The organism is Nakamurella sp. PAMC28650 (genome assembly GCF_014303395.1).
Lineage (GTDB): Bacteria > Actinomycetota > Actinomycetes > Mycobacteriales > Nakamurellaceae > Nakamurella.
The window spans coordinates 1,453,898-1,471,934 of the sequence record NZ_CP060298.1; the positions used below are offsets into that span (position 1 = coordinate 1,453,898).

Consider the following 18,037-nt stretch of genomic DNA (forward strand, 5'->3'; position numbering starts at 1 on the left):
CTTCAACCATCCGCTCGACGCGCGGGCCCATGACTCGACGTGCGGGCCCATGACTCGACGCGTGGGTCCATGAGCAGCCCGGCCCACCAGGAGCGGAAAGTCGTCACCCCTGCCGGTTGGCCGGGTTGAAGCCGGAGGCGTGGGAATTCTCCTCGGCCCGGATGACGTGGGTGACGGCGTTGATCAGGGCAAGGTGGGTGAAGGCCTGGGGAAAGTTGCCGAGGTGCCGGCCGGTGATCGGGTCGAGTTCCTCCGCGTACAGCCCGAGACTCGAGGCATGCGAGAGCAATCGCTCGCACAGCGCGTGGGCCCGTTCCACCTCCCCGATCTCGACGAGCGCCGACACCAGCCAGAACGAGCAGATCGTGAACGTGCCCTCCTCGCCGGCCAGCCCGTCATCGGTCTCGTGGACCCGGTAGCGCAGCACCAGACCCTCGTGCGTCAGCTCGTCGGCAATGGCCAGTACGGTGGCGCGGATCCGCGGGTCGTCCGGTGGCAGGAACCGCACCAACGGTGCCATCAGCAGCGATGCGTCCAGTGCGTCGTCCCCGTAGCGCTGGACGAGCACGCCGCGCTCGTCGACGCCGTTGGTCAGGATGTCCTCGTGGATCTCGTCGGCGATCGCCTGCCACTTGTCGGCGGTCGCGTTCGAGTCGTGCAACCGGGCCAGCCGTACCCCGCGGTCCAGCGCCACCCAGCACATGATCTTGGAGGACGTGAAGTGCTGCGGTTCGCCGCGCACCTCCCACATGCCGCGGTCCGGGGCACGCCAGTGCGCACTGGCCTGCTCGACCTGGCCCACCACGATCGGCCACAGTTCTTCCGGCATCTGCTCCCGTGAGCGGGTGTGCAGGTAGATGGAGTCCAGCAGCGCGCCCCAGACGTCGTGCTGCTGCTGTCCGTAGGCGCCGTTGCCGATCCGGACCGGGCGGGCGTCGTCGTAGCCGGAAAGGTGGTCCAGGGTGGACTCCTCCAGGTGCCTCTCACCGCCCACGCCGTACATGATCTGCAGGTCACCGGGGTTGTCGCGGGTGACGTCGTGGATGAAGAAGAAGAAGTCGTTCGCCTCGCGGTCGAAGCCCAGCGTGTACAGGCCCCACAGGGCGAAGGTGGAATCCCGGATCCAGGTGTACCGGTAGTCCCAGTTGCGCTCGCCCTGGGGAGTTTCCGGCAGGGACGTGGTGGCCGCCGCCAGCAGCGCCCCGGTCGGCGCATAGGACAGACCCTTCAGTGCCAGCGCCGACGACTGCAGGAAGACCCGCCACGGGTGGTCCGGGAACGAACCCTGGGTCAGCCACTCCCGCCAGAACTCGCCGGTCTCGTCGATCTTTCGGTGGGCGTGGGCGGTGTTCTCCGGTGGCGGGAGCTCGGAGAAGGTCAGCGCGACGAAGTGCGAATCGCCGACGGACATCTTCGTCCTGGCCATCGCGGCCCGTCCTTCGACGCCGATCCGCAGCGAGCTGGTCAGCGTCAGGCTGGGCTGCCCGTCGGCCTTGGCGATCACCTGGCAGTAGTCCGAATTGGGGTAGACCCAGGTGGCCCCGACCCTCGCGTAGTCGAACACCGGCTCGCAGTTCATCGAGAGGTCGACGGTCCCGTAGATGCAACGGATGGTCCGCAGCAGGCAGTGCTCTGCGTCGTTGTCCGTAGGCGATCGGCGGTGCGTCTTGGACCGCTCGTCGACGTTGTGCCACGGCCCCATGGTCAGCGCATCCCGGACGACCAGCCATCCGGTGGGCGTCTGCCAGGTGGTTTCCAGGACCAGCGTGCCGGGGAGATAGCGGCGCGCGGCCGGTACCTGGACGCCGAACGGACCCACCCGGAACGATCCGCCGGATCGGTCCAGCAGTGCGGTGAACACGCTGGGTGAGTCCGGGCGGGGCAGGCAGAACCATTCCACGGCACCTGACGGGGCGATCAGGCAGTTGGTCTCGCAGTCGGAGAGGAAGGCGTAGTCGGCGATGTTGGGGAAGTTGCTCGTCGCGAAGTGCTGCAGCATGATCGTGTCGTCGGCGATCCCGGTGGAGGCCGTGGAGCTGAAGGTGCCCTGTCCGGGATCGGCCGGGTAGGCCGGATGCGCTGGTTCGTACAGCCCGTTGGTCGTCAGGGGCTGGGCGTCCGTATTGATGTCGTTCACCCGAACATTGTGGCGGCTGCGAGCGCCTGGAGATCCACTTCCGTTCGACAAATCTCATCACCGGTGGTGCGACACGGTGCGGCAGGGTGAAAGGGACCTCATGACGGTGGTCAGATGCGTGGCCCTGCTCAAAGGCGTCAACGTCGGCCGGGCCAAGCGGGTCGCGATGGCCGACCTGCGGGCGCTGCTCGGCGATCTCGGCTACCGGGACGTCGTCACCCATCTGCAGAGCGGCAATGCGGTCTTCACCACCACCCGGCCGGTCGGCGCGGTGATCAGCGCGATCGAGCAGGGCCTGTCCGCCGAGTTGGGGGTCGACGCGCGGGTGGTCGTGCGGACCCACCGGCAGCTGGTCGAGGCGATCGCGGCCGATCCGTTCGCAGAGATCGCGACGGATGAGTCCCGACACCTGGTGGGCTTCTTCTCCGCGACACCCGAAGCGAGCCGGCTGACCGCCTTCGAGGAGTTCGTCGCGGCCAGGAACCCTGATCCGGAAGTAGTGGGGCTGCACCGGATCTCCGACGATCACTGCTACCTGTGGTGCCCGCAGGGTGTGCACGGATCGCTCTTCGGCGCCGTCGACTGGGATCGGAAGCTGGGCGTCACGGTGACCATGCGGAACTTCGCCACGGCGCGCAAGCTCGTCGAGCTCAGCGGCTGACCGCCAGGATCCGGTCGCCGGCGGCCGGCTGTCGGATCCATCCGGCGAGCACCACGATGCAGACGGCCGCGCCGACGAGGATCATCAGCGCGAACCGCAGACCCACCAGGCCGGCGATCACCCCGATCAGCGGAGGGCCGAGCAGCATCGCCGGCCACTGGCCGAAGGCGACCACCGAAACGCCTCGACCGGTCGGGATCCCGGGCTGATTGCCGGCCAGGCTCATCACGCCGGGCACGATGCAACCGGACCCCAGTCCGAGGACGGCGAACCCGACGAAGGCTGCGACCGGGGTGCCGACCAGCAGCGCCACTGCGAAGCCGATCGCGACGAAGGCCTCCGACAGCCGGATGAACCGCCGCTGTCCGAGCCGGTTGACCAGGCGGTCACCGGTGCTCCGCGAGATCGTCATCGCAATCGTGAAGCAGGTGTAGGTGACGGCTCCGGCGGCAGCGCCGGCCCCCAGCGCGCCGGCCGTGTACTGGGCGCTCCACTGCGACGCCGCACCCTCGTTGATCGAGGACAGCAGTGCCACGGCGGCCAGCAGCAGTAGCTGCGGGGTGATCCGCCGGGCGCGGGCCGATAGCTCCGGTGGGTTGACCGTCCTCGCCGTCCCCGTCGGTGGGAGCGGGGCCGGCGAGAGCGGGTCCGGGGCGACCGCGGCGTGTGGCGTCGGCGGGGCGAACGGCGCGAGCGGGGCGAGCGGGGCGGTGTCGCGGGGCAGGCCGCGCCGGGTCAGCAACAGGACCACGGCCAGCACTGCACCGGAACAGGCCAGTTGCAGCGACGGGCTGACGTCCGCCCTGGCCGCGAACGTGCCGATGACGCCGCCCGCCAGTTGCCCGAGGCTGAAACAGGCGTGGAAGCTGGACATGATCCGGCGGCCGTAGCGGCGTTCCACCTCGACCGCCTGGGCGTTCATCGGCGTGGCCAGCAGCCCGGTGGCGATGCCCTGGGTGAACAGCCCCGCCACCAGCGCGGGGGTGCTGTGCGAGCCGGCCAGCAGTGGTGCGTTGATCAGCAGCAACGGGCCACCGACCAGGGCGAGCCGGCGTGGGCCGGTCCGGACGATGAGGGTCGTCACCAGCGTCAGCGAGATGAGGCTCCCGGCCGTCGACCCGAGATTGGCCAGGCCCCACTGGGCATCCGTGACCGTCAACTGGTGGCGGACGCCCGGGATCCGGGCGGCCCAGCTCCCGGTCGTCAGGCCCATCAGCACGAACAGCACGATGACCGACGACCTGGCGCGGCGCAACGTCGAATCAGGGCGCGGAGCAGGCACGGCGTCCATCATCGTCGCTCGCCCCGTCGTCGTGGTTCCTGATGTCCTGCACATCGCTGCCTATAGGCAGCGATGTGCAGGACGCAACGGCCGCAGGACGCAACGGCCGCAGTCGCAACGGCCGTCGTCAGGCGGTGGTGACGAGGAAGACCGGGTAGCCGGAGGCGATGGCCAGCAGTTGCTCGTCCGAGGCATCGGGGCCGACACCCTGGAAGAAGGCGCCGATCTCGAACTTCCACCGCTTCAGGTAGGCGCGGAGGATGGCCGGCTTCTGCTCGTCGGCGAGCTCGACCGGGATGAACTTCTCGATACGGCGGCCGAGGCGGAGTTCGCCCTCGCCGGCGACCCGGATGTTGCGCACCCACTGGGTGATGCCGCGCGGGGCGACCAGGTAGCGGCGGCCTTCGAAGGTCAGCAGGTTGACCGGCGTCTGGCGCAGTTCGCCGCTGGAGCGTCCGCGGACGTAGAGCTGGCGACTTCCCCAGACGGTGACGCCGAGGCGGGTCGCCAGGGCGACCATCGAGTTGAACACCCTCGTCCAGATGCCGGGCTCGATGTAGCGGGTGTCGGTCATGTCGGTTCTCCCGGTCGGTGAGATGTTCCATTGGTCCTGACGAATCGAGAGCGCCGCTCTCGTTATAGATCAGTGAACTCCGCAGTGCAGGCTCTGTCAAGAGCATTGATCTCTTTCTTGATCGATGCTCTCGGCTAGGGCATCCTGAAGACATGAACGCAGGCGTGACGGCACGGGAATTGGCCAGGGCGAACCTGACGCAGGCCATCAGGGACGCGGCGAGAGGGCAGTTGGCGGTACAGGGTGCGGGTCATCTGTCGGTCCGCGCGGTGGCCCGGGAGATCGGCATGGTTTCCTCCGCCGTCTACCGCTACTTCCCGACCAGGGACGACCTGCTGACGGCCTTGATCGTGGATGCCTACAACGCGCTGGGTGCGGCGGTCGAGAGGGCCGATGCCGGGGTCGAGCCGGATGACGTGCGCGGTCGGTGGCGGGCGATGTGTCACGCGGTCCGCGCCTGGGCGGTGGGGCATCCGCATGAGTACGGACTGATCTTCGGCTCGCCGGTGCCGGACTACCGCGCGCCCCAGGACACCGTCGGGCCGGCGGCCAGGGTGCCGATCGCCCTTTTCGCGGCAGTGCACCACGGCGTTTCCATCGGGGCCGTCCTGGTGGCGGACAGCTCGCGCGGGCCCGCCGTTCCCGCTGCGCTGTCCGCACAGATGGCCGTCGTCATCGCCGAAGTTGCACCCGGGGTGCCCGAGACGGTGGCCCTGCGCGCGGCGATCGCCTGGACGCAACTGTTCGGCATGGTCACCTTCGAGCTCTTCGGCCAACTCGTCGGCACCATGGATCCGGCGGACGACTTCTTCGCCACCTCCGTCGATCTGATGGCGGAACTGGTAGGGATCCGCCCGCATCCCACCCGGTAGCACCCCGGGGTCCGGACGGCGGCTGGTCGTGAATCGGGTCGAAGACGCCTCCGGCCTCGAAGGTCACCATGCGCATTGGAAGTTGGCGCCCTCCTGCACCCTTGATCTCGGAGCACAGGTCGACGGTTGCAAGTAGCTGCACCGCAACATCTTTCGTCTCAGCTACCGGCTGCTTCTCGCTGATCTGGCTCTCGTCTGCAGTCGCCGCTGAGGTTCGACCTTCATGCCCCGCGGCGCAATGGGATGGCCCTTCGCGAGAGGGGTCATCCATTGGTCCCGGCAAGGGGATCGAGCGAAGGCTCGGTGGATTCCGGATATGGCTTCATCAGGTCGCGGTGATGGGCTGAGACCACTACGAGTGCGGGCGGTCCATCACTTGGCCGTCGCCCCGAGCACCTGGAAGATCTGCCCCTGCTGGCAGTAGCTCATCAGGTCCTTCCTGATGATTCCGACGACCGTCAGGGTCGCACCTGGCTTCACCACGGCCGCGTTACCACCCGTCAGGTTGTACCGCAGCCCCGTGGCGGTGTCCTTCAGCAGCAGGCAGCCACGTTCGACCCCCTCCTCCACGGTGCCGTGCAACGTCAGTCTCTGGGTGGTCGGAAGGGTGACCGGCGCTGTGGGGGGCGACGTCGGAGCCGAGCCCGGACCGGTCGGGACCGGCGTCGGCGTCGCGGGGGTGCTCGACCCGATCGGCCGGCCGGTCGCACCCGGGGCCGACGTCGAGGCCGCCGACGTCGAGGCCGCGGACGTCGAGGCCGCGGACGTCGAGGCCGCCGATGTCGACGCCCCCGGCGCAGAACTGGCGGTCGGACCCGACGCCGGAGCCGAGGTCACCGGTGCAGGCCTCACCAGGACCGGACTGCTGATGGTCGGCATGCCGGCGACCGTGGACAGCGGCGCCGAGACCGTGCCGGTGCCAGATGGGCCGGTCGACGTGGACCCGCCCGTAGAGGTTGTTCCCTGCCCGGCGCAGGCCGTGAGCACCGTCACCGCCAGCACCCCGATCGCAAGCTGTTCGATCCGCTTCATCGCTCTCTCCTTGCCCTCCGGCCACTTCGAACCGACGTGGCCACACTGCTCGGACGCGATCGCCCACCCCCAGGGTTGCACCCGCCCCCCGGACGTCCTGCAGAGTGCTCGCTATAGGCCGCACTCTGCAGGACGCTGCGGCAGGTCGCGGGCGCGTCCAGGAGTCTCGGCGAAGGGTACGGATGTCAGGTCAGCCGGCACCTGGACCCAACCGTTCTGGCCCCGCTATCCCGGTGCCGCCGACTTTGCCGGCCGACAACTGCACACCCACGACTACCGCGGCCCGGAGGCCTTCGACGGATCGCGCGTCGTGGTGATCGGAGGAGGGATCTCGGCGGTGCAACTGCTCATGGAGATCGCCCCGCACACGGCAGCCCACACGTGGGTCACCAGGCGTCCGCCGGTCTTCGTCGAGCGGGAGTTCAACTCGGAACTGGGCCGGTCCGCCGTGGCGATGGTGACAGAGAGGGTCAGCCGGGGCCTGCCGCCGCTCTCGGTCGTCTCGGTGACCGGCCTGCCCCTGACGCCGACCATCGCCGCCGCCCGTCGGTCCGGTGTCCTGGTGCGCCGGGTCATCTTCGATCGCATCGTCCCGGACGGCGTGACCTGGGCGGACGGCCGCTTCGTGGCGGCCGACGTGTTGTTCTGGTGCACCGGGTTTCGCGCGGCGCTGCACCATCTGGGGCCGCTGCACCTGCGGAGCCCCGGCGGGGGGATCGTGATGGACGGAACCGCGGTGGCCGCCGACCGACGGGTCCACCTGATCGGCTATGGGCCTTCGGCCTCGACGATCGGTGCGAATCGGGCCGGACGGCTCGCGGTGCGCGACATTCGTCAGCTCCTGCAGCTCTGAATGTCGCGGAGACGGCCATCGGTGCCGACTCGGGTGGTACGGCTGAGTGGCTGGCCGGGGCGGTATGACCGTCGCTGTGCTGGTAGGACGCTTGAGCGTCATACGGCCGGGTGCCCGGTCATACGAGTTCCGTCGGGGCCGCAAGTCCCGTCAGGGCCAGGAGTCCCGTCAGGGCCGCGAGTCCCGTCGGGGCCCCAAGCCGGGCCCCGAACGCACTTCAGGGTGCCACTTACGAAGAAGTGACACCCTGAAGATGAAGGTCTAGGACCCGAGGGGCCTGGGATCTACGCAGATCAGACGGCGGTGACGCCGGTGGCCTGCGGGCCCTTGGCACCCTGGGTGACCGTGTAGGTCACCTTCTGGTTCTCCTCGAGCGAGCGGTAGCCGCCCGACTGGATCTCCGAGTAGTGGACGAAGACGTCCGGTCCGTCACCCTCGGGGGTGATGAAGCCGAAGCCCTTTTCAGCGTTGAACCACTTGACGGTTCCCTGTGCCATGTTGTTTCTCCTTGCATGTGACCGAGCAGAGCGACGTGTTTCGTCTCTCCGGGTTCGTCGACGAGTGCGACATTTCGGACACAAGATCCGAGAGGCCCCAAGACGATTCGACTGCCTTGGGACCGCTATGACACGAACTCAAGAACTGTAACCAGGAACCAGTATTCCATGACACGGACTGAACACCGAATCCGGGCGGAAACTTCGGACTCATTACACCCATCCGGAGCAGTGGATCACCCTGTGATCACGGTCCGATGACCCAACGACGATCGTGCCCGCGCCGAGGCCGGGCGGCAATGCCGAGGCCGTAGGCCGTGCGGGGCCGATCCACGGCCACCACCCAACGATGCTCCGTCTGGGCATGCATCACCCGATTGCACGTGACCTGTCGGTGGTTCGAGCCTCGCCGACCCTCTCCGATCCCGTTGCGCGGCTCGCCGACCCGGGACGGAGTCCCTGATCCACGGATGCCGGCTGATCAGAGCTCGTCGAGCAGCCGCACCTTGGCGGCCTGGAAATCGCTCTCGGTGATGGTCCCGGCCGTCCGGCGTTCGCGGAGTTCGAGCAGTTCCTGCACCGGGTCGCGCTCCGGGAGTCGCGCCGGGTCGGCGAGTTGTGCCCGTAGATCCTGAGCGAACTGTGCGGCCTGGACCCCGAGGATCTTCGTCATCTCGATCTGCCCCTGCGCGCAGCTGACGACGACCCGACCGGTCATGCCCCTGGCCCGATCCGATACGTCGGAGACGTCGGCGAGCCCGATCTCGTCGGCGGCACCCGGCGCGGCGCCGTGCCAGCGGTGCACCACCCGTTCGGTGGTCAGCGCCAGGAAACCCAGACGTCGGGCCCGATCGCCCTCGACGACGGTGATCACCGACTCGGTGTCGGTCAACAGGGCCTCCAGGGCGACGATCTCCCGGTCCGAGCGCTCGTCCGAGACCATCTTCAGCGCCGCTCTGGCCAGGTCGGGGCGCAGATCGAGCCCGGCCAGCCGCTGTTCCGCGGTGGGTACGCCGAACAGCTTCTTCAGGTCGAAGGACACCATTGCGCTGCTCCTTTGCACTGCTCCCTGCCGAGGTTGGCGGACCAAATCCGAGTGTGGCACGGCTGTATGCCGTACGGTGCCCGCGGTCGGTTGGTCGGGGTCGGCGCCATGGGCGGCTACCGTGCGGGGGCGCGGATCACCATGTGCGCCATGAGAGCCACGCCGAACGCATCGGCGCCGTTCAGGTACCGAGGAGGACGAGATGATCAGTCTGGCGAAGAGAGCCGAGGCGCTGGCCCGGTCGGCCCACGCCGATCAGGTCGACAAGGCGGGGCTCCCCTACGTCGATCATCCGGCCCGAGTGGCCGCGAGGGTCCGGATCTCCCTCCCCGGCGACGGCCCGGCCGAGGCGGTGGCCTGGCTGCACGACGTGGTCGAGGACACCAGCGTCACGCTCGACGACCTGGCCGACGAGTTCGGCTCGTTGGTGGCAGCCGGTGTGGAGGCCATCACCCGCCGGCCGGGCGAGGACCAGGACCGGTACTACCGCAGGGTGACGGCGAATCGGCTCGCCTCGGTCGTCAAGGCCGCCGACCTGGAGGACAACACCGATCCGGCCCGCCTGGCCAAGCTCGATCCGTCCGTTCGTGCACGACTCGAGGCCAAGTACGCCCACGCTCGCAACGTCCTGGCAGGAATGGCCGAATAGGCCGGGTGGGATGACAGGGCCGAATAGGCCGGGTGGGGCGGCAGGGCCGAACAGCCGGGGGAGGACTGCGCGCCACCTCGTCCGTCGCGGTGCCTGGTAGGAAAGAGGGGACCACAGCAGGTCTGTCGAGTGCGAGGGGTTGTTCCGCGATGAATCGGATGGACGTCGTCGAGTTGATCGTGGCCGCACGGCTGCGAAAAGGCATGCAGTGGGCCGAGATCGCCGCCGCGGTGGGAGCCAGCAAGGAATGGGTGACGGCGGGTTGTCTCGGGGAGATGACGTTCACCGCCGAGCAGGCCCGCGTCGTCGGTGAGCTCTTCGACCTACCGGCCGAGGCCGTCACGCTGCTCGGCGTCCCGCCCTACCGCGGGTCCCTCCCGACGGCCGTGCCGACCGATCCACTCGTCTACCGCTTCTACGAGCTGGTCAGCGTCTACGGGACGACCTTCAAGGAGCTGATCCACGAGGAATTCGGTGACGGCATCATGAGCGCCATCGACTTCCGGATGAACCTGGTCCGCGAGCCCGACCCGGCCGGCGATCGCGTCAACATCACGATGAGCGGCAAGTTCCTGCCCTACCGCCAGTACTGACGCTCCGAGCCGCCGGGTCCGGTCCCTGCACTGCCCGATCCCCGCCCGATCCCAGCCGTGCGACGTCTGCCCGTGCGGAGATCGAGGGAGCCGTGGAACCCGCCCCGGCGATCCGGCGTCGGACGTCCGTGCTCCGGTGTGCCGGCCGGAAGCGCCCGCCCAGGGCCAGGGATCAACGGAGGTCGATCGCACGATGAGTTCACCGCAGCCAGATTCGAACCCCGCCCCCGGGGGCTACGGTCCGGCCGGCTATCGGCCGCCGGGACAGCCGCCTCAGCAGTCCGGACCTCAGCGGTCCGGACCTCAGCAGTCCGGACCTCAGCCCCCGCCGGGCCCTTCGGGTTCCTACCCGGGCGCGCCCTATCCAGGCGTGCCCTACCCAGGTGCGCCCTACCCGCCCGGCCCATTCCCGCCGAACCCGCCCGCGGGTCAATTCCCGCCGAATGCAACCCCTGGTCAATTCGCGCCGAACCCGCCCCCGGCGGTATCGAATGCTTCGTCGCAGTCCCTGCTCGCCCTCTGCGGGCCGCTGTCCGTACTGGTGGTGGCCCTGGGGCTGTCGATCCCGTTCGACTCGTCCAACGCCTGGACCACCCAGCTCGCATGGGCGATCTTCGCGCAGTGCGCCGCCATGGTCGCGGCCGCTCCCGTACTGGTGACCGGCGCCGGACGGTCGCCGGCAACCGCCTGGCGGGTGGGAGCGGCGGGCAGCGTCGCCCTCGCTGCGCACTGGCTCCTCGTCGTCCTGCCCTCGGTCGGGTCGAACGCAGGCTTCGTCCTGACGGTCGGCACCGCACTGGCCGCCGCTGCCACCTGGTTCTCCCCGCACCGCCCACGCCGATGACGACACGCAGGTGGGTCGTGCTGGGCATCGCGCTCGTGGTGGTCGGTCTCGCCCTGCCCTGGCACGCATCGAGGTTGGACGTCCATCTGCTCCCGGTCTACCTGCCGGGAGCGTGCACCACGAGTTCCTTCGACGGATCCCTGGATTGCGGCCCCGGCTCCACCGGTTTCAGCACGGTGGCCTCGGTCCGGCCGGCGGTGATGGGATTCGGGCAGCCGATCAGGGTTTTCGCCGTCGTCGCAGCGCTGCTGGTCGGGTCGGGATGGCGGCGTCGGTCGACCTCGACGGTCGGCTGGGGGCTGGGGGTGGCCGCTCTCGGGGTCGTGGCCGCAGGCGTCAGCACACCGTCGGGTCCGGCGGTGTTCGTGCTGGGCGTCCTCGTCATCGCGCTGGTCCTCCGTCGGGAGGACCTGTTGCCGCGACGATGGGCGCCCGCCGGTGGTCGCCGGACCTGACGGGCCCACGTCCGGACCCTTGCGTCAGGAGCTCTCGACGGCCATCCGGCTGCCCGCGTCGTGGGCTTGCGTGTGACGAGCCCCGGGAGTCATCAGTGGCCCCGCAGGGATGGCGGAGAAATGCGCGAGCGCGACCGCCCCGGAGATGGCCAGGACGAAGCCGAACGCGGCGGGCACCGCCCAACCGTCCCGGATGGAATCCCCGAGCAGTGTCAGACCGATGACCGATGGCAGCACGGTGTTGGTGGTGAACATCACGGCCGACATGGTGGTGGCGGTGCCCTTCTGCAGGGCCAGGGCGAAAACGGCGGTCGCGGCCACGCCGTTCAGGATGATCGCCCAGACCGAGGGATCGCGGAACCACTGCAGGAACTCGTGCGGAAGGTGCAGCGTCCGGGCCGACACCGCCACTGCGGTGAAGCCGAGTCCGGCCCCGAACGCCAGCGCGGCAGCGCACCACCGGGAGCCCGATCGACTGCCGTAGAAGCCGATCAGGCAGACCGGGATCACCATGCCCAGGATGATCCAGCGCCAGCCGGGCGGCAGCGAATGGGCGGGTCCAGGTTGCGCGGACAGCCCGAGCGCGACCAGGCCGGTGGCCGCGACACCGAGGCTCGTCCAGCCCATCCGGCCGAGCCGGGTGCCCATGATCGCCGAGATGGTCGCCGTCACCCCGACGCTGAACGCCAGCACCGACTGGACGAGGAACAGGGGCAGTCGATGCAGTGCAGCCGCACCGGCGACGAATCCCAGGATGTCGATGGTGACGCCGGTGAAGTAGAGCGGCTGCCGGCCGATCTTGCCGAAGTCATCGGAATCGCCGCCGAAGGCACCCGCCCGGCGGATGCCCGCCGACTCCAGCACCGAACCGACCCCGGACCCCAGGGCCGCCATGGCGGCGAGCAGGTAACCGATGATCAACAGCCGGCCTCTCGTTGCGGGGGTGCGTTGCGTGCGTACGTCCTGGCCGGGAGCCGGCTGGGCCGCCGGGCAGGATCGGGGGTGCGATGGCCCCGGGTCCATTGTCTCAGAATGTTCCGGGCCGATCGGTGAGCCTCGCGCCGATCGGCTACGCGGAGAGATAAATCGACCGGCCCCGGAAGCCGGCGACATATTCTGGCCAGGACATGGATGAATCTCCGGTGCCTCCGGTGCCTCCGGTGCCTCTGGCGCCTGACGGGGTGGTCGGCACGAACCGCGGCGCCGGTGCAGTCGGCACCGTCGGCGAGCTGACCCAGCGCCTCGACCTGCTGATGACGACGGACGCCGCCCGGCTGGGCCGGCGGCTCGGCGGCCTGCGACGCATCTCGGACAAGGGCAAGCGGGCGAGGGCGCTGGCCGACCTGGACACGCAGATCGGCCGCGCGGAGCAGAAGCTCGCCCGCCGGGCCGCGGCCGTCCCGCAGATCTCCTTTCCCCCGGAACTCCCGGTGTCCGAGCGCGTCGACGACCTGGCCGCCGCCATTCGGGACCACCAGGTGGTGATCGTCGCGGGCGAGACCGGGTCGGGCAAATCGACGCAGCTGCCCAAGATCTGCCTCTCCATCGGGCGGGGGGTGCGCGGGTTGATCGGCCACACGCAGCCCCGGCGGATCGCCGCCAGGGCGTTGGCCGAACGGATCGCCGAGGAGACCGGGACCGAGATGGGCCGGGCGATCGGCTACACCATTCGGTTCGGCGACCACACCGGTGAGGACACCCTGGTCAAGCTGATGACCGATGGCATCCTGCTCGCGGAGATCGGCCGGGACCGGCTGCTGTCCGCGTACGACACGATCATCATCGACGAGGCCCACGAACGCAGCCTCAACATCGACTTCCTGCTGGGCTATCTCGTCGAGTTGTTGCCCCGTCGACCCGATCTCAAGGTGATCATCACCTCGGCGACGATCGATCCGCAGCGGTTCTCCCGTCACTTCGGCGACGCCCCGATCGTCGAGGTGTCCGGCCGCACCTACCCGGTCGAGGTTCGTTACCGGCCGTACGGGGCCGACGACCTGTCCGACGACGAGGACGAGCAGGAGACGCCGAAGCCCAGAAATCCCAGGGCCGCGCGGGACGACAGCAGTCGGGATCTGGCCCAGGCGATCTGCGACGCCACCGACGAGCTGGCGCGCGAGGGTGACGGCGACATCCTGGTCTTCCTGTCCGGTGAACGCGAGATCACCGATACTGCAGAGGTTCTCCGCGGCCACCTCGCTTCCCGGCCGGGGGTCACCGAGGTGCTGCCGCTGTACGGGCGGCTCTCCGCCGCGGATCAGCACAAGGTGTTCTCCGCCCACGTGGGACGGCGGATCGTGTTGTCCACCAACGTGGCCGAGACGTCGCTGACGGTTCCCGGCATCCGCTACGTCATCGATCCCGGTACGGCGCGCATCTCGCGGTACTCGCCCCGGACCAAGGTGCAGCGGTTGCCGATCGAACCGATCTCGCAGGCCTCGGCCGGTCAGCGGGCCGGCCGGTGCGGGCGGGTGGCGGACGGCATCTGCATCCGCCTCTACCCGGAGGAGGATTTCGACGGCCGTCCGGAGTACACCGATCCGGAGATCTCCCGGACCTCGCTCGCATCGGTGATCCTGCAGATGGCCTCGCTCGATCTGGGCGACATCGCGTCGTTCCCGTTTCTCGAACCACCGGATACGCGTCAGATCACCGACGGCGTAACGGTTCTCACCGAGCTCGGCGCGCTGGACAAGTCCCAGGACGACGGTCGCGTTCGGCTGACGCCCACCGGCCGGTCCCTCGCCGCCCTTCCGCTGGACCCACGGCTGGCCCGGATGATCGTCGAGGCGGACCGGCTCGGCTGCCTGGCCGACGTCCTGGTGATCACCTCTGCGATGGCGATCCAGGACGTCCGTGAGTACCCGTTGGAGGACCGCGATCGGGCCACCGCCTCGCACCGTCGCTTCGCTGATCCGAAGTCGGACTTCCTGTCCCTGCTGAACCTCTGGAACTATCTTGCGGACGAGGCGAAGTCACGGTCGGGCAACGCGTTTCGCCGGATGTGCCGGGCCGAGTACCTGCACTACCTGCGGATCCGGGAGTGGCAGGACCTGCACGCGCAGCTCCGTCAGGTCGCCCGGGGCCTGAAGATGGACACGGAGTCGCGGGCGATGATCGGCGTCGGGCAGGTGAAGCTCGATCCGGATTCGCCGGACGGACCGGCTGCCGGGGTGGGGCAGGCTGCGACATCCACCGGGCCGCAGCAGGGATCGAGATCTGCCTCCGGTCGCAGCTCCGCCGCCGGCGGGCGTCGGCGTGGCCGCCGTCCGGTGGAACACGACCCGGCGAGGGTGGAGGCGAAACTTCCCGCGGTCACCCAGGTACTCGCCGACGCCCGCCAGGGGTCGCTGGTGGCGTTCGTCGACACCGAACGTGTGCACACGGCCCTGCTGTCCGGCCTGCTCTCGCACATCGGTCTGCGTCTGGAGCCGGGCAAGGAATACCAGGGGACCCGGGGGACGAAGTTCGTCATCTGGCCGGGGTCGGCGCTGGCGAAGTCCGGGCCACGTCTCGTGGTGGCCGCCGAACTGGTCGAGACGTCACGGCTGTGGGGCAGGGTGGTGGCCTCGATCGACCCGCTGTGGGTGGAGAAGGTCGGTGGAGACCTGTTGCGGCGCAGCTACTCGGAGCCGCGGTGGGACGCGCGCCGGGGTCAGGTGACCGCGACGGAGAAGGTGACCCTGCTCGGTGTCACGCTGATCGGCGCCAGATCGATCCAGTTCGACCGGATCGATCCCGTCCTGAGTCGCGAGATGTTCATCCGACATGCCCTGGTGGAGGCGGACTGGGAGACCCGGCATGCGTTCTTCGCGGCCAATCTGGCTGCCCTCGACGAGGTGGCGCAGCGCGAGGACCGGGCCCGGCGTCGCGACATCGTCATCGACGACGAGTCGCTGTTCGCGCTCTACGAGGAGAGAATCCCGGCCGAGGTCACCTCCGCACGCCACTTCGACAGCTGGTGGCGCAAGGCTTCCCGGGACAATCCGGCGATGCTCACGTTCACCCCGGACATGCTGCTGGCCGCCGGTGCGAAGGATGTCGACACGGCGGCCTATCCGGACACCTTCAGTGCCGGACCCGTCGATCTCGGTCTGGACTACGTCTTCGAGCCGGGCCGATCCGACGACGGCGTGACGGTGACCATTCCGCTGGCCGTGCTGGCCCGGATCGACCCGGCCGCGTTCGAGGCCCAGATCCCTGGCCTGCGCAAGGATCTGGCGATCGCGCTGATCAGGTCGCTACCGAAGACGCTCCGTCGGAACTTCGTCCCGGTCCCGGATTTCGCCGCCGCGGCGCTGTCGCAGATACCGGACGACGGCGTCGCCGCACTGGGGGCCTCGCTCGCCGCCACGCTGACCGCCATGACCGGGATCGTCGTCAGGGCAGCGGATTTCGACCCGGAGAAGGTCCCGGATCATCTACGGATGGGCTTCAACGTGGTCGACGACTCCGGCCGCTCGGTCGGGGCGGGCAAGGATCTGGGGGCACTGCAGGAGGCGTTGCGGGCCGACGGCCGCAAGGCGGTCGCGAAGGTGTCCGGCACCGTCGAGCGCACCGGGCTCACCACATTTCCGGCCGATCCGATCCCTAGGACGACCACGACCACGGTGGGCGGCCATCAGGTGCAGGGCTTCCCCTCCCTGGTCGACGAGGGTGCGAGCGTGGGCATCACGGTGTTCACCTCGGAGGCCGATCAGCGTCGGGCGATGCGCGGAGGTACCCGTCGACTGCTCGCCCTCGGGGCCAGGAGCCCGCTCGCCCACGTCAGGAACGGGCTCTCCCGGGCGCAGATGCTGACGCTGACCGTCACCCGGCACGGCAGCGTCGCGGGGGTGTTAGCCGACGCGACCGAAGCGGCGATCGACGCGCTCCTGGACTGGGCCGGCGGGCCGGCGTTCACCCCCGCGGGGTTCGCAGCCCTGGTCAGGAAGATCTCGCCGCAGCTCGATCGTGCGGTACTGGACATCGTCGTCGCAGCCGAGCTGGTACTCGCCGAGGCGCACGAAGCCGAGCGCGAGATCGACGACGTGCGCGGTACCGCTCTGGCGGCACAGGGGGCCGACATGCGCGCCCAGCTCGGGAGGCTGGTGCACCCGGGATTCCTGACGGCCACCACCGCCGCACATCTGCCTGATCTGGTCCGCTACGTGCAGGCCTCGAAGATCAGGGCCGGGCGCGCCCGGGAGAACCCCGAGCGGGACCGCCAGCGGATGGATGAGATCAACGCGCTGGCCTCGGAGATCGAGCAGATGGTCGGCACCCTCCGGCCGGAGCGCTCGGGTGACGCGGACGTGGCCGACGTGCGGCGGTTGTTGGAGGAGTACCGGGTGGCCAGCTTCGCCCAACCGATGCGGACGGCCGTCCCGGTCTCGGAGAAACGGCTCCGCACCGCCATCGCCGCTCTCGCTCGCTGAGAATCCGCTCTTGCTCGCTGAGAATGCGGGGGTGCCTCGCGGTGCCTTCGTCTCGTATGACCGGCCACCCGCGGTATGACGGGCCACCCGGTGGTATGACGCTCGAGCGTCCTACCACCGAGGCTCCGGTGCTACGAGCCGCGCCCGGTGCTACGAGCCGCGACTGGTGCTACGAGCCGCGACTGGTGCTACGAGCCGCGCCCGCTGCTAGGAGACGAACGAGCGGAACCCGATCAGACGGCGGGCGGGGCGGGCGTCTCGCCCGCCGGCTGGTCGCCGAGGGTGTCGACGTAGTCGGTGAGCTTCTGCTCGATGCCGTCGACCTTGTCGTGTCCGATCTTGTTGCCGACGAAGTCACCGACCTTGCCGATGCCCTGCTTGACCTGATCGTCGTGCTCGGCCACGAAGTCCTCGGCCTTGGCCCTCAATTCACCGAAATCCACCATGATGCACCTTCACCTTCGCTGTCGGGGGCCGGGAGGTCGCGGACCGAACTGCTTTGCCCGGCCTTTACGTCCCTCTACCGTAGACGATCCGACAGACCGGGGAAGTGGAGCACGAAGCCGTCGGCGTCGACGGTCAGCTCGCGCTCGCCGACCGGGCCGGTGTAGAGGATCACCGCTCCGTTGGCATCGGCCGAGACGGTGCGGTAGACGTGCTCGACGGGTGTCACCTCGGGATCCAGCCCGCCGATCGAGGCCACCGTCAGGGTGGCCTCGCCGACGTTGCGATGCAGTCCCAGACGACGGATGGCCAACGAGTTGGTGAAGGCGGAGGCGACCAGGTCGACGTCGACGGCGGCTTCGACCTGCGTCATCGAACGGGGTCCGCTGCCGTGATCGGCCACCCACTGGCCACCGGGGACCCGGGAGATCGACAGGGTGCGCTCGCCGGTTCCGGAGTCGCTCTGCACCGTCAGCCGGCGGCTGCGGCCCTCCGGGTCCACCAGCAGCGTGTGCGAGACGCCGAAGGCCTCGCCGACGGCGCTCACGATGTGCCCGCTGGCCCGGAGGCCGCGATCGGTCAGGACCACCCGGACGGTCTCCAGCCGATGCTGGTCGTCCGAGGTCCAGGTCAGCATCCGGGTGGACGTCGTCGTATTACTCACAGGGACTGACGTTAATCC

At 69.2% G+C, this 18,037-nt stretch carries 17 protein-coding genes; 8 read left to right on the forward strand and 9 right to left on the reverse strand.

Annotation, left to right across the window (positions count from 1 at the left end; genetic code table 11):
- Nucleotides 1-103: 103 nt before the first annotated feature.
- A complete protein-coding gene (locus tag H7F38_RS06510) occupies nucleotides 104-1,999 on the reverse strand; it encodes a glycoside hydrolase family 15 protein (RefSeq protein WP_187094519.1) in 1,896 nt (631 codons plus the stop codon).
- A gap of 238 nt (nucleotides 2,000-2,237) precedes the next feature.
- Between H7F38_RS06510 and H7F38_RS06515 the strand changes: the two genes are divergently transcribed.
- Nucleotides 2,238-2,798: a DUF1697 domain-containing protein gene (locus H7F38_RS06515; protein WP_187093367.1), complete on the forward strand. Its 561-nt coding sequence runs from the start codon at nucleotides 2,238-2,240 to the stop codon at nucleotides 2,796-2,798.
- Here the strand turns inward: H7F38_RS06515 and H7F38_RS06520 are convergent.
- Both H7F38_RS06520 and H7F38_RS06525 read right to left on the reverse strand, forming a co-directional pair.
- Nucleotides 2,788-4,080, reverse strand: coding sequence for an MFS transporter (locus tag H7F38_RS06520; protein WP_187093368.1), 1,293 nt, complete (start codon nucleotides 4,078-4,080; stop codon nucleotides 2,788-2,790). The genes H7F38_RS06515 and H7F38_RS06520 overlap by 11 nt on opposite strands.
- 127 nt (nucleotides 4,081-4,207) lie before the next feature.
- Nucleotides 4,208-4,654, reverse strand: coding sequence for a nitroreductase/quinone reductase family protein (locus H7F38_RS06525; RefSeq protein WP_187093369.1), 447 nt, complete (start codon nucleotides 4,652-4,654; stop codon nucleotides 4,208-4,210).
- Nucleotides 4,655-4,806: 152 nt separating this feature from the next.
- Between H7F38_RS06525 and H7F38_RS06530 the strand changes: the two genes are divergently transcribed.
- Complete coding sequence (locus tag H7F38_RS06530) at nucleotides 4,807-5,526, forward strand: TetR/AcrR family transcriptional regulator (protein WP_187093370.1); 720 nt, start codon at nucleotides 4,807-4,809, stop codon at nucleotides 5,524-5,526.
- A 372-nt stretch (nucleotides 5,527-5,898) separates the two neighbouring features.
- Here H7F38_RS06530 and H7F38_RS06535 read toward each other — a convergent pair whose 3' ends face one another.
- Nucleotides 5,899-6,108, reverse strand: a complete 210-nt coding sequence (locus tag H7F38_RS06535) for a hypothetical protein (protein ID WP_187093371.1) — start codon at nucleotides 6,106-6,108, stop codon at nucleotides 5,899-5,901.
- 25 nt (nucleotides 6,109-6,133) lie between these two features.
- On the opposite strand from H7F38_RS06535, the gene H7F38_RS06540 reads away from it, so the two are divergent.
- Entirely contained in the window at nucleotides 6,134-7,411 is a 1,278-nt protein-coding gene (locus tag H7F38_RS06540; protein WP_222618497.1) for a hypothetical protein, read from the forward strand.
- Between the two features lie 293 nt (nucleotides 7,412-7,704).
- On the opposite strand, the gene H7F38_RS06545 is transcribed toward H7F38_RS06540, so the two are convergent.
- Nucleotides 7,705-7,908 (reverse strand): cold-shock protein, encoded by a 204-nt coding sequence (locus H7F38_RS06545; protein WP_090475851.1) that lies wholly within the window; start codon nucleotides 7,906-7,908, stop codon nucleotides 7,705-7,707.
- 481 nt (nucleotides 7,909-8,389) lie between these two features.
- Nucleotides 8,390-8,953, reverse strand: coding sequence for a hypothetical protein (locus tag H7F38_RS06550; protein WP_187093372.1), 564 nt, complete (start codon nucleotides 8,951-8,953; stop codon nucleotides 8,390-8,392).
- A gap of 202 nt (nucleotides 8,954-9,155) precedes the next feature.
- Between H7F38_RS06550 and H7F38_RS06555 the strand changes: the two genes are divergently transcribed.
- The 4 genes from H7F38_RS06555 (at nucleotide 9,156) to H7F38_RS06570 (ending at nucleotide 11,494) form a co-directional block, all read left to right on the forward strand.
- Nucleotides 9,156-9,602 (forward strand): HD domain-containing protein, encoded by a 447-nt coding sequence (locus H7F38_RS06555; RefSeq protein ID WP_187093373.1) that lies wholly within the window; start codon nucleotides 9,156-9,158, stop codon nucleotides 9,600-9,602.
- A 149-nt stretch (nucleotides 9,603-9,751) separates the two neighbouring features.
- Nucleotides 9,752-10,195 carry a cyanase gene (gene cynS, locus H7F38_RS06560; RefSeq protein WP_187093374.1) on the forward strand — a complete coding sequence of 148 codons (444 nt, stop codon included), beginning with the start codon at nucleotides 9,752-9,754 and terminating at the stop codon, nucleotides 10,193-10,195.
- Between the two features lie 370 nt (nucleotides 10,196-10,565).
- A complete protein-coding gene (locus H7F38_RS06565; RefSeq protein ID WP_187095005.1) occupies nucleotides 10,566-11,039 on the forward strand; it encodes a hypothetical protein in 474 nt (157 codons plus the stop codon).
- Entirely contained in the window at nucleotides 11,036-11,494 is a 459-nt protein-coding gene (locus H7F38_RS06570) for a hypothetical protein (RefSeq protein ID WP_187093375.1), read from the forward strand. The genes H7F38_RS06565 and H7F38_RS06570 overlap by 4 nt, the downstream gene beginning before the upstream one ends.
- A gap of 24 nt (nucleotides 11,495-11,518) precedes the next feature.
- On the opposite strand, the gene H7F38_RS06575 is transcribed toward H7F38_RS06570, so the two are convergent.
- Nucleotides 11,519-12,415, reverse strand: a complete 897-nt coding sequence (locus H7F38_RS06575) for a hypothetical protein (RefSeq protein WP_187093376.1) — start codon at nucleotides 12,413-12,415, stop codon at nucleotides 11,519-11,521.
- Between the two features lie 332 nt (nucleotides 12,416-12,747).
- Between H7F38_RS06575 and hrpA the strand changes: the two genes are divergently transcribed.
- The gene (gene hrpA, locus H7F38_RS06580) at nucleotides 12,748-16,911 is read left to right on the forward strand and encodes an ATP-dependent RNA helicase HrpA (RefSeq protein ID WP_370531337.1); all 4,164 of its coding nucleotides are present in this window, start codon (nucleotides 12,748-12,750) and stop codon (nucleotides 16,909-16,911) included.
- Nucleotides 16,912-17,144: 233 nt separating this feature from the next.
- Here hrpA and H7F38_RS06585 read toward each other — a convergent pair whose 3' ends face one another.
- Together H7F38_RS06585 and H7F38_RS06590 are read right to left on the reverse strand one after the other, a co-directional pair.
- Nucleotides 17,145-17,357 carry an antitoxin gene (locus H7F38_RS06585; protein ID WP_187093378.1) on the reverse strand — a complete coding sequence of 71 codons (213 nt, stop codon included), beginning with the start codon at nucleotides 17,355-17,357 and terminating at the stop codon, nucleotides 17,145-17,147.
- 74 nt (nucleotides 17,358-17,431) lie between these two features.
- Nucleotides 17,432-18,019, reverse strand: a complete 588-nt coding sequence (locus H7F38_RS06590; RefSeq protein WP_187093379.1) for a putative glycolipid-binding domain-containing protein — start codon at nucleotides 18,017-18,019, stop codon at nucleotides 17,432-17,434.
- Nucleotides 18,020-18,037: the final 18 nt, after the last annotated feature.

Coding starts and splice junctions, on each gene's coding strand:
- H7F38_RS06530 (WP_187093370.1), top strand. CDS start 4,807: ATGAACGCAGGCGTGACGGCACGGGAATTGGCCAGGGCGAACCTGACG.
- H7F38_RS06550 (WP_187093372.1), bottom strand. CDS start 8,953: ATGGTGTCCTTCGACCTGAAGAAGCTGTTCGGCGTACCCACCGCGGAA.
- H7F38_RS06585 (WP_187093378.1), bottom strand. CDS start 17,357: ATGGTGGATTTCGGTGAATTGAGGGCCAAGGCCGAGGACTTCGTGGCC.
- cynS (WP_187093374.1), top strand. CDS start 9,752: ATGAATCGGATGGACGTCGTCGAGTTGATCGTGGCCGCACGGCTGCGA.
- H7F38_RS06510 (WP_187094519.1), bottom strand. CDS start 1,999: ATGCTGCAGCACTTCGCGACGAGCAACTTCCCCAACATCGCCGACTAC.
- H7F38_RS06525 (WP_187093369.1), bottom strand. CDS start 4,654: ATGACCGACACCCGCTACATCGAGCCCGGCATCTGGACGAGGGTGTTC.
- H7F38_RS06555 (WP_187093373.1), top strand. CDS start 9,156: ATGATCAGTCTGGCGAAGAGAGCCGAGGCGCTGGCCCGGTCGGCCCAC.
- hrpA (WP_370531337.1), top strand. CDS start 12,748: ATGACGACGGACGCCGCCCGGCTGGGCCGGCGGCTCGGCGGCCTGCGA.
- H7F38_RS06515 (WP_187093367.1), top strand. CDS start 2,238: ATGACGGTGGTCAGATGCGTGGCCCTGCTCAAAGGCGTCAACGTCGGC.
- H7F38_RS06545 (WP_090475851.1), bottom strand. CDS start 7,908: ATGGCACAGGGAACCGTCAAGTGGTTCAACGCTGAAAAGGGCTTCGGC.
- H7F38_RS06570 (WP_187093375.1), top strand. CDS start 11,036: ATGACGACACGCAGGTGGGTCGTGCTGGGCATCGCGCTCGTGGTGGTC.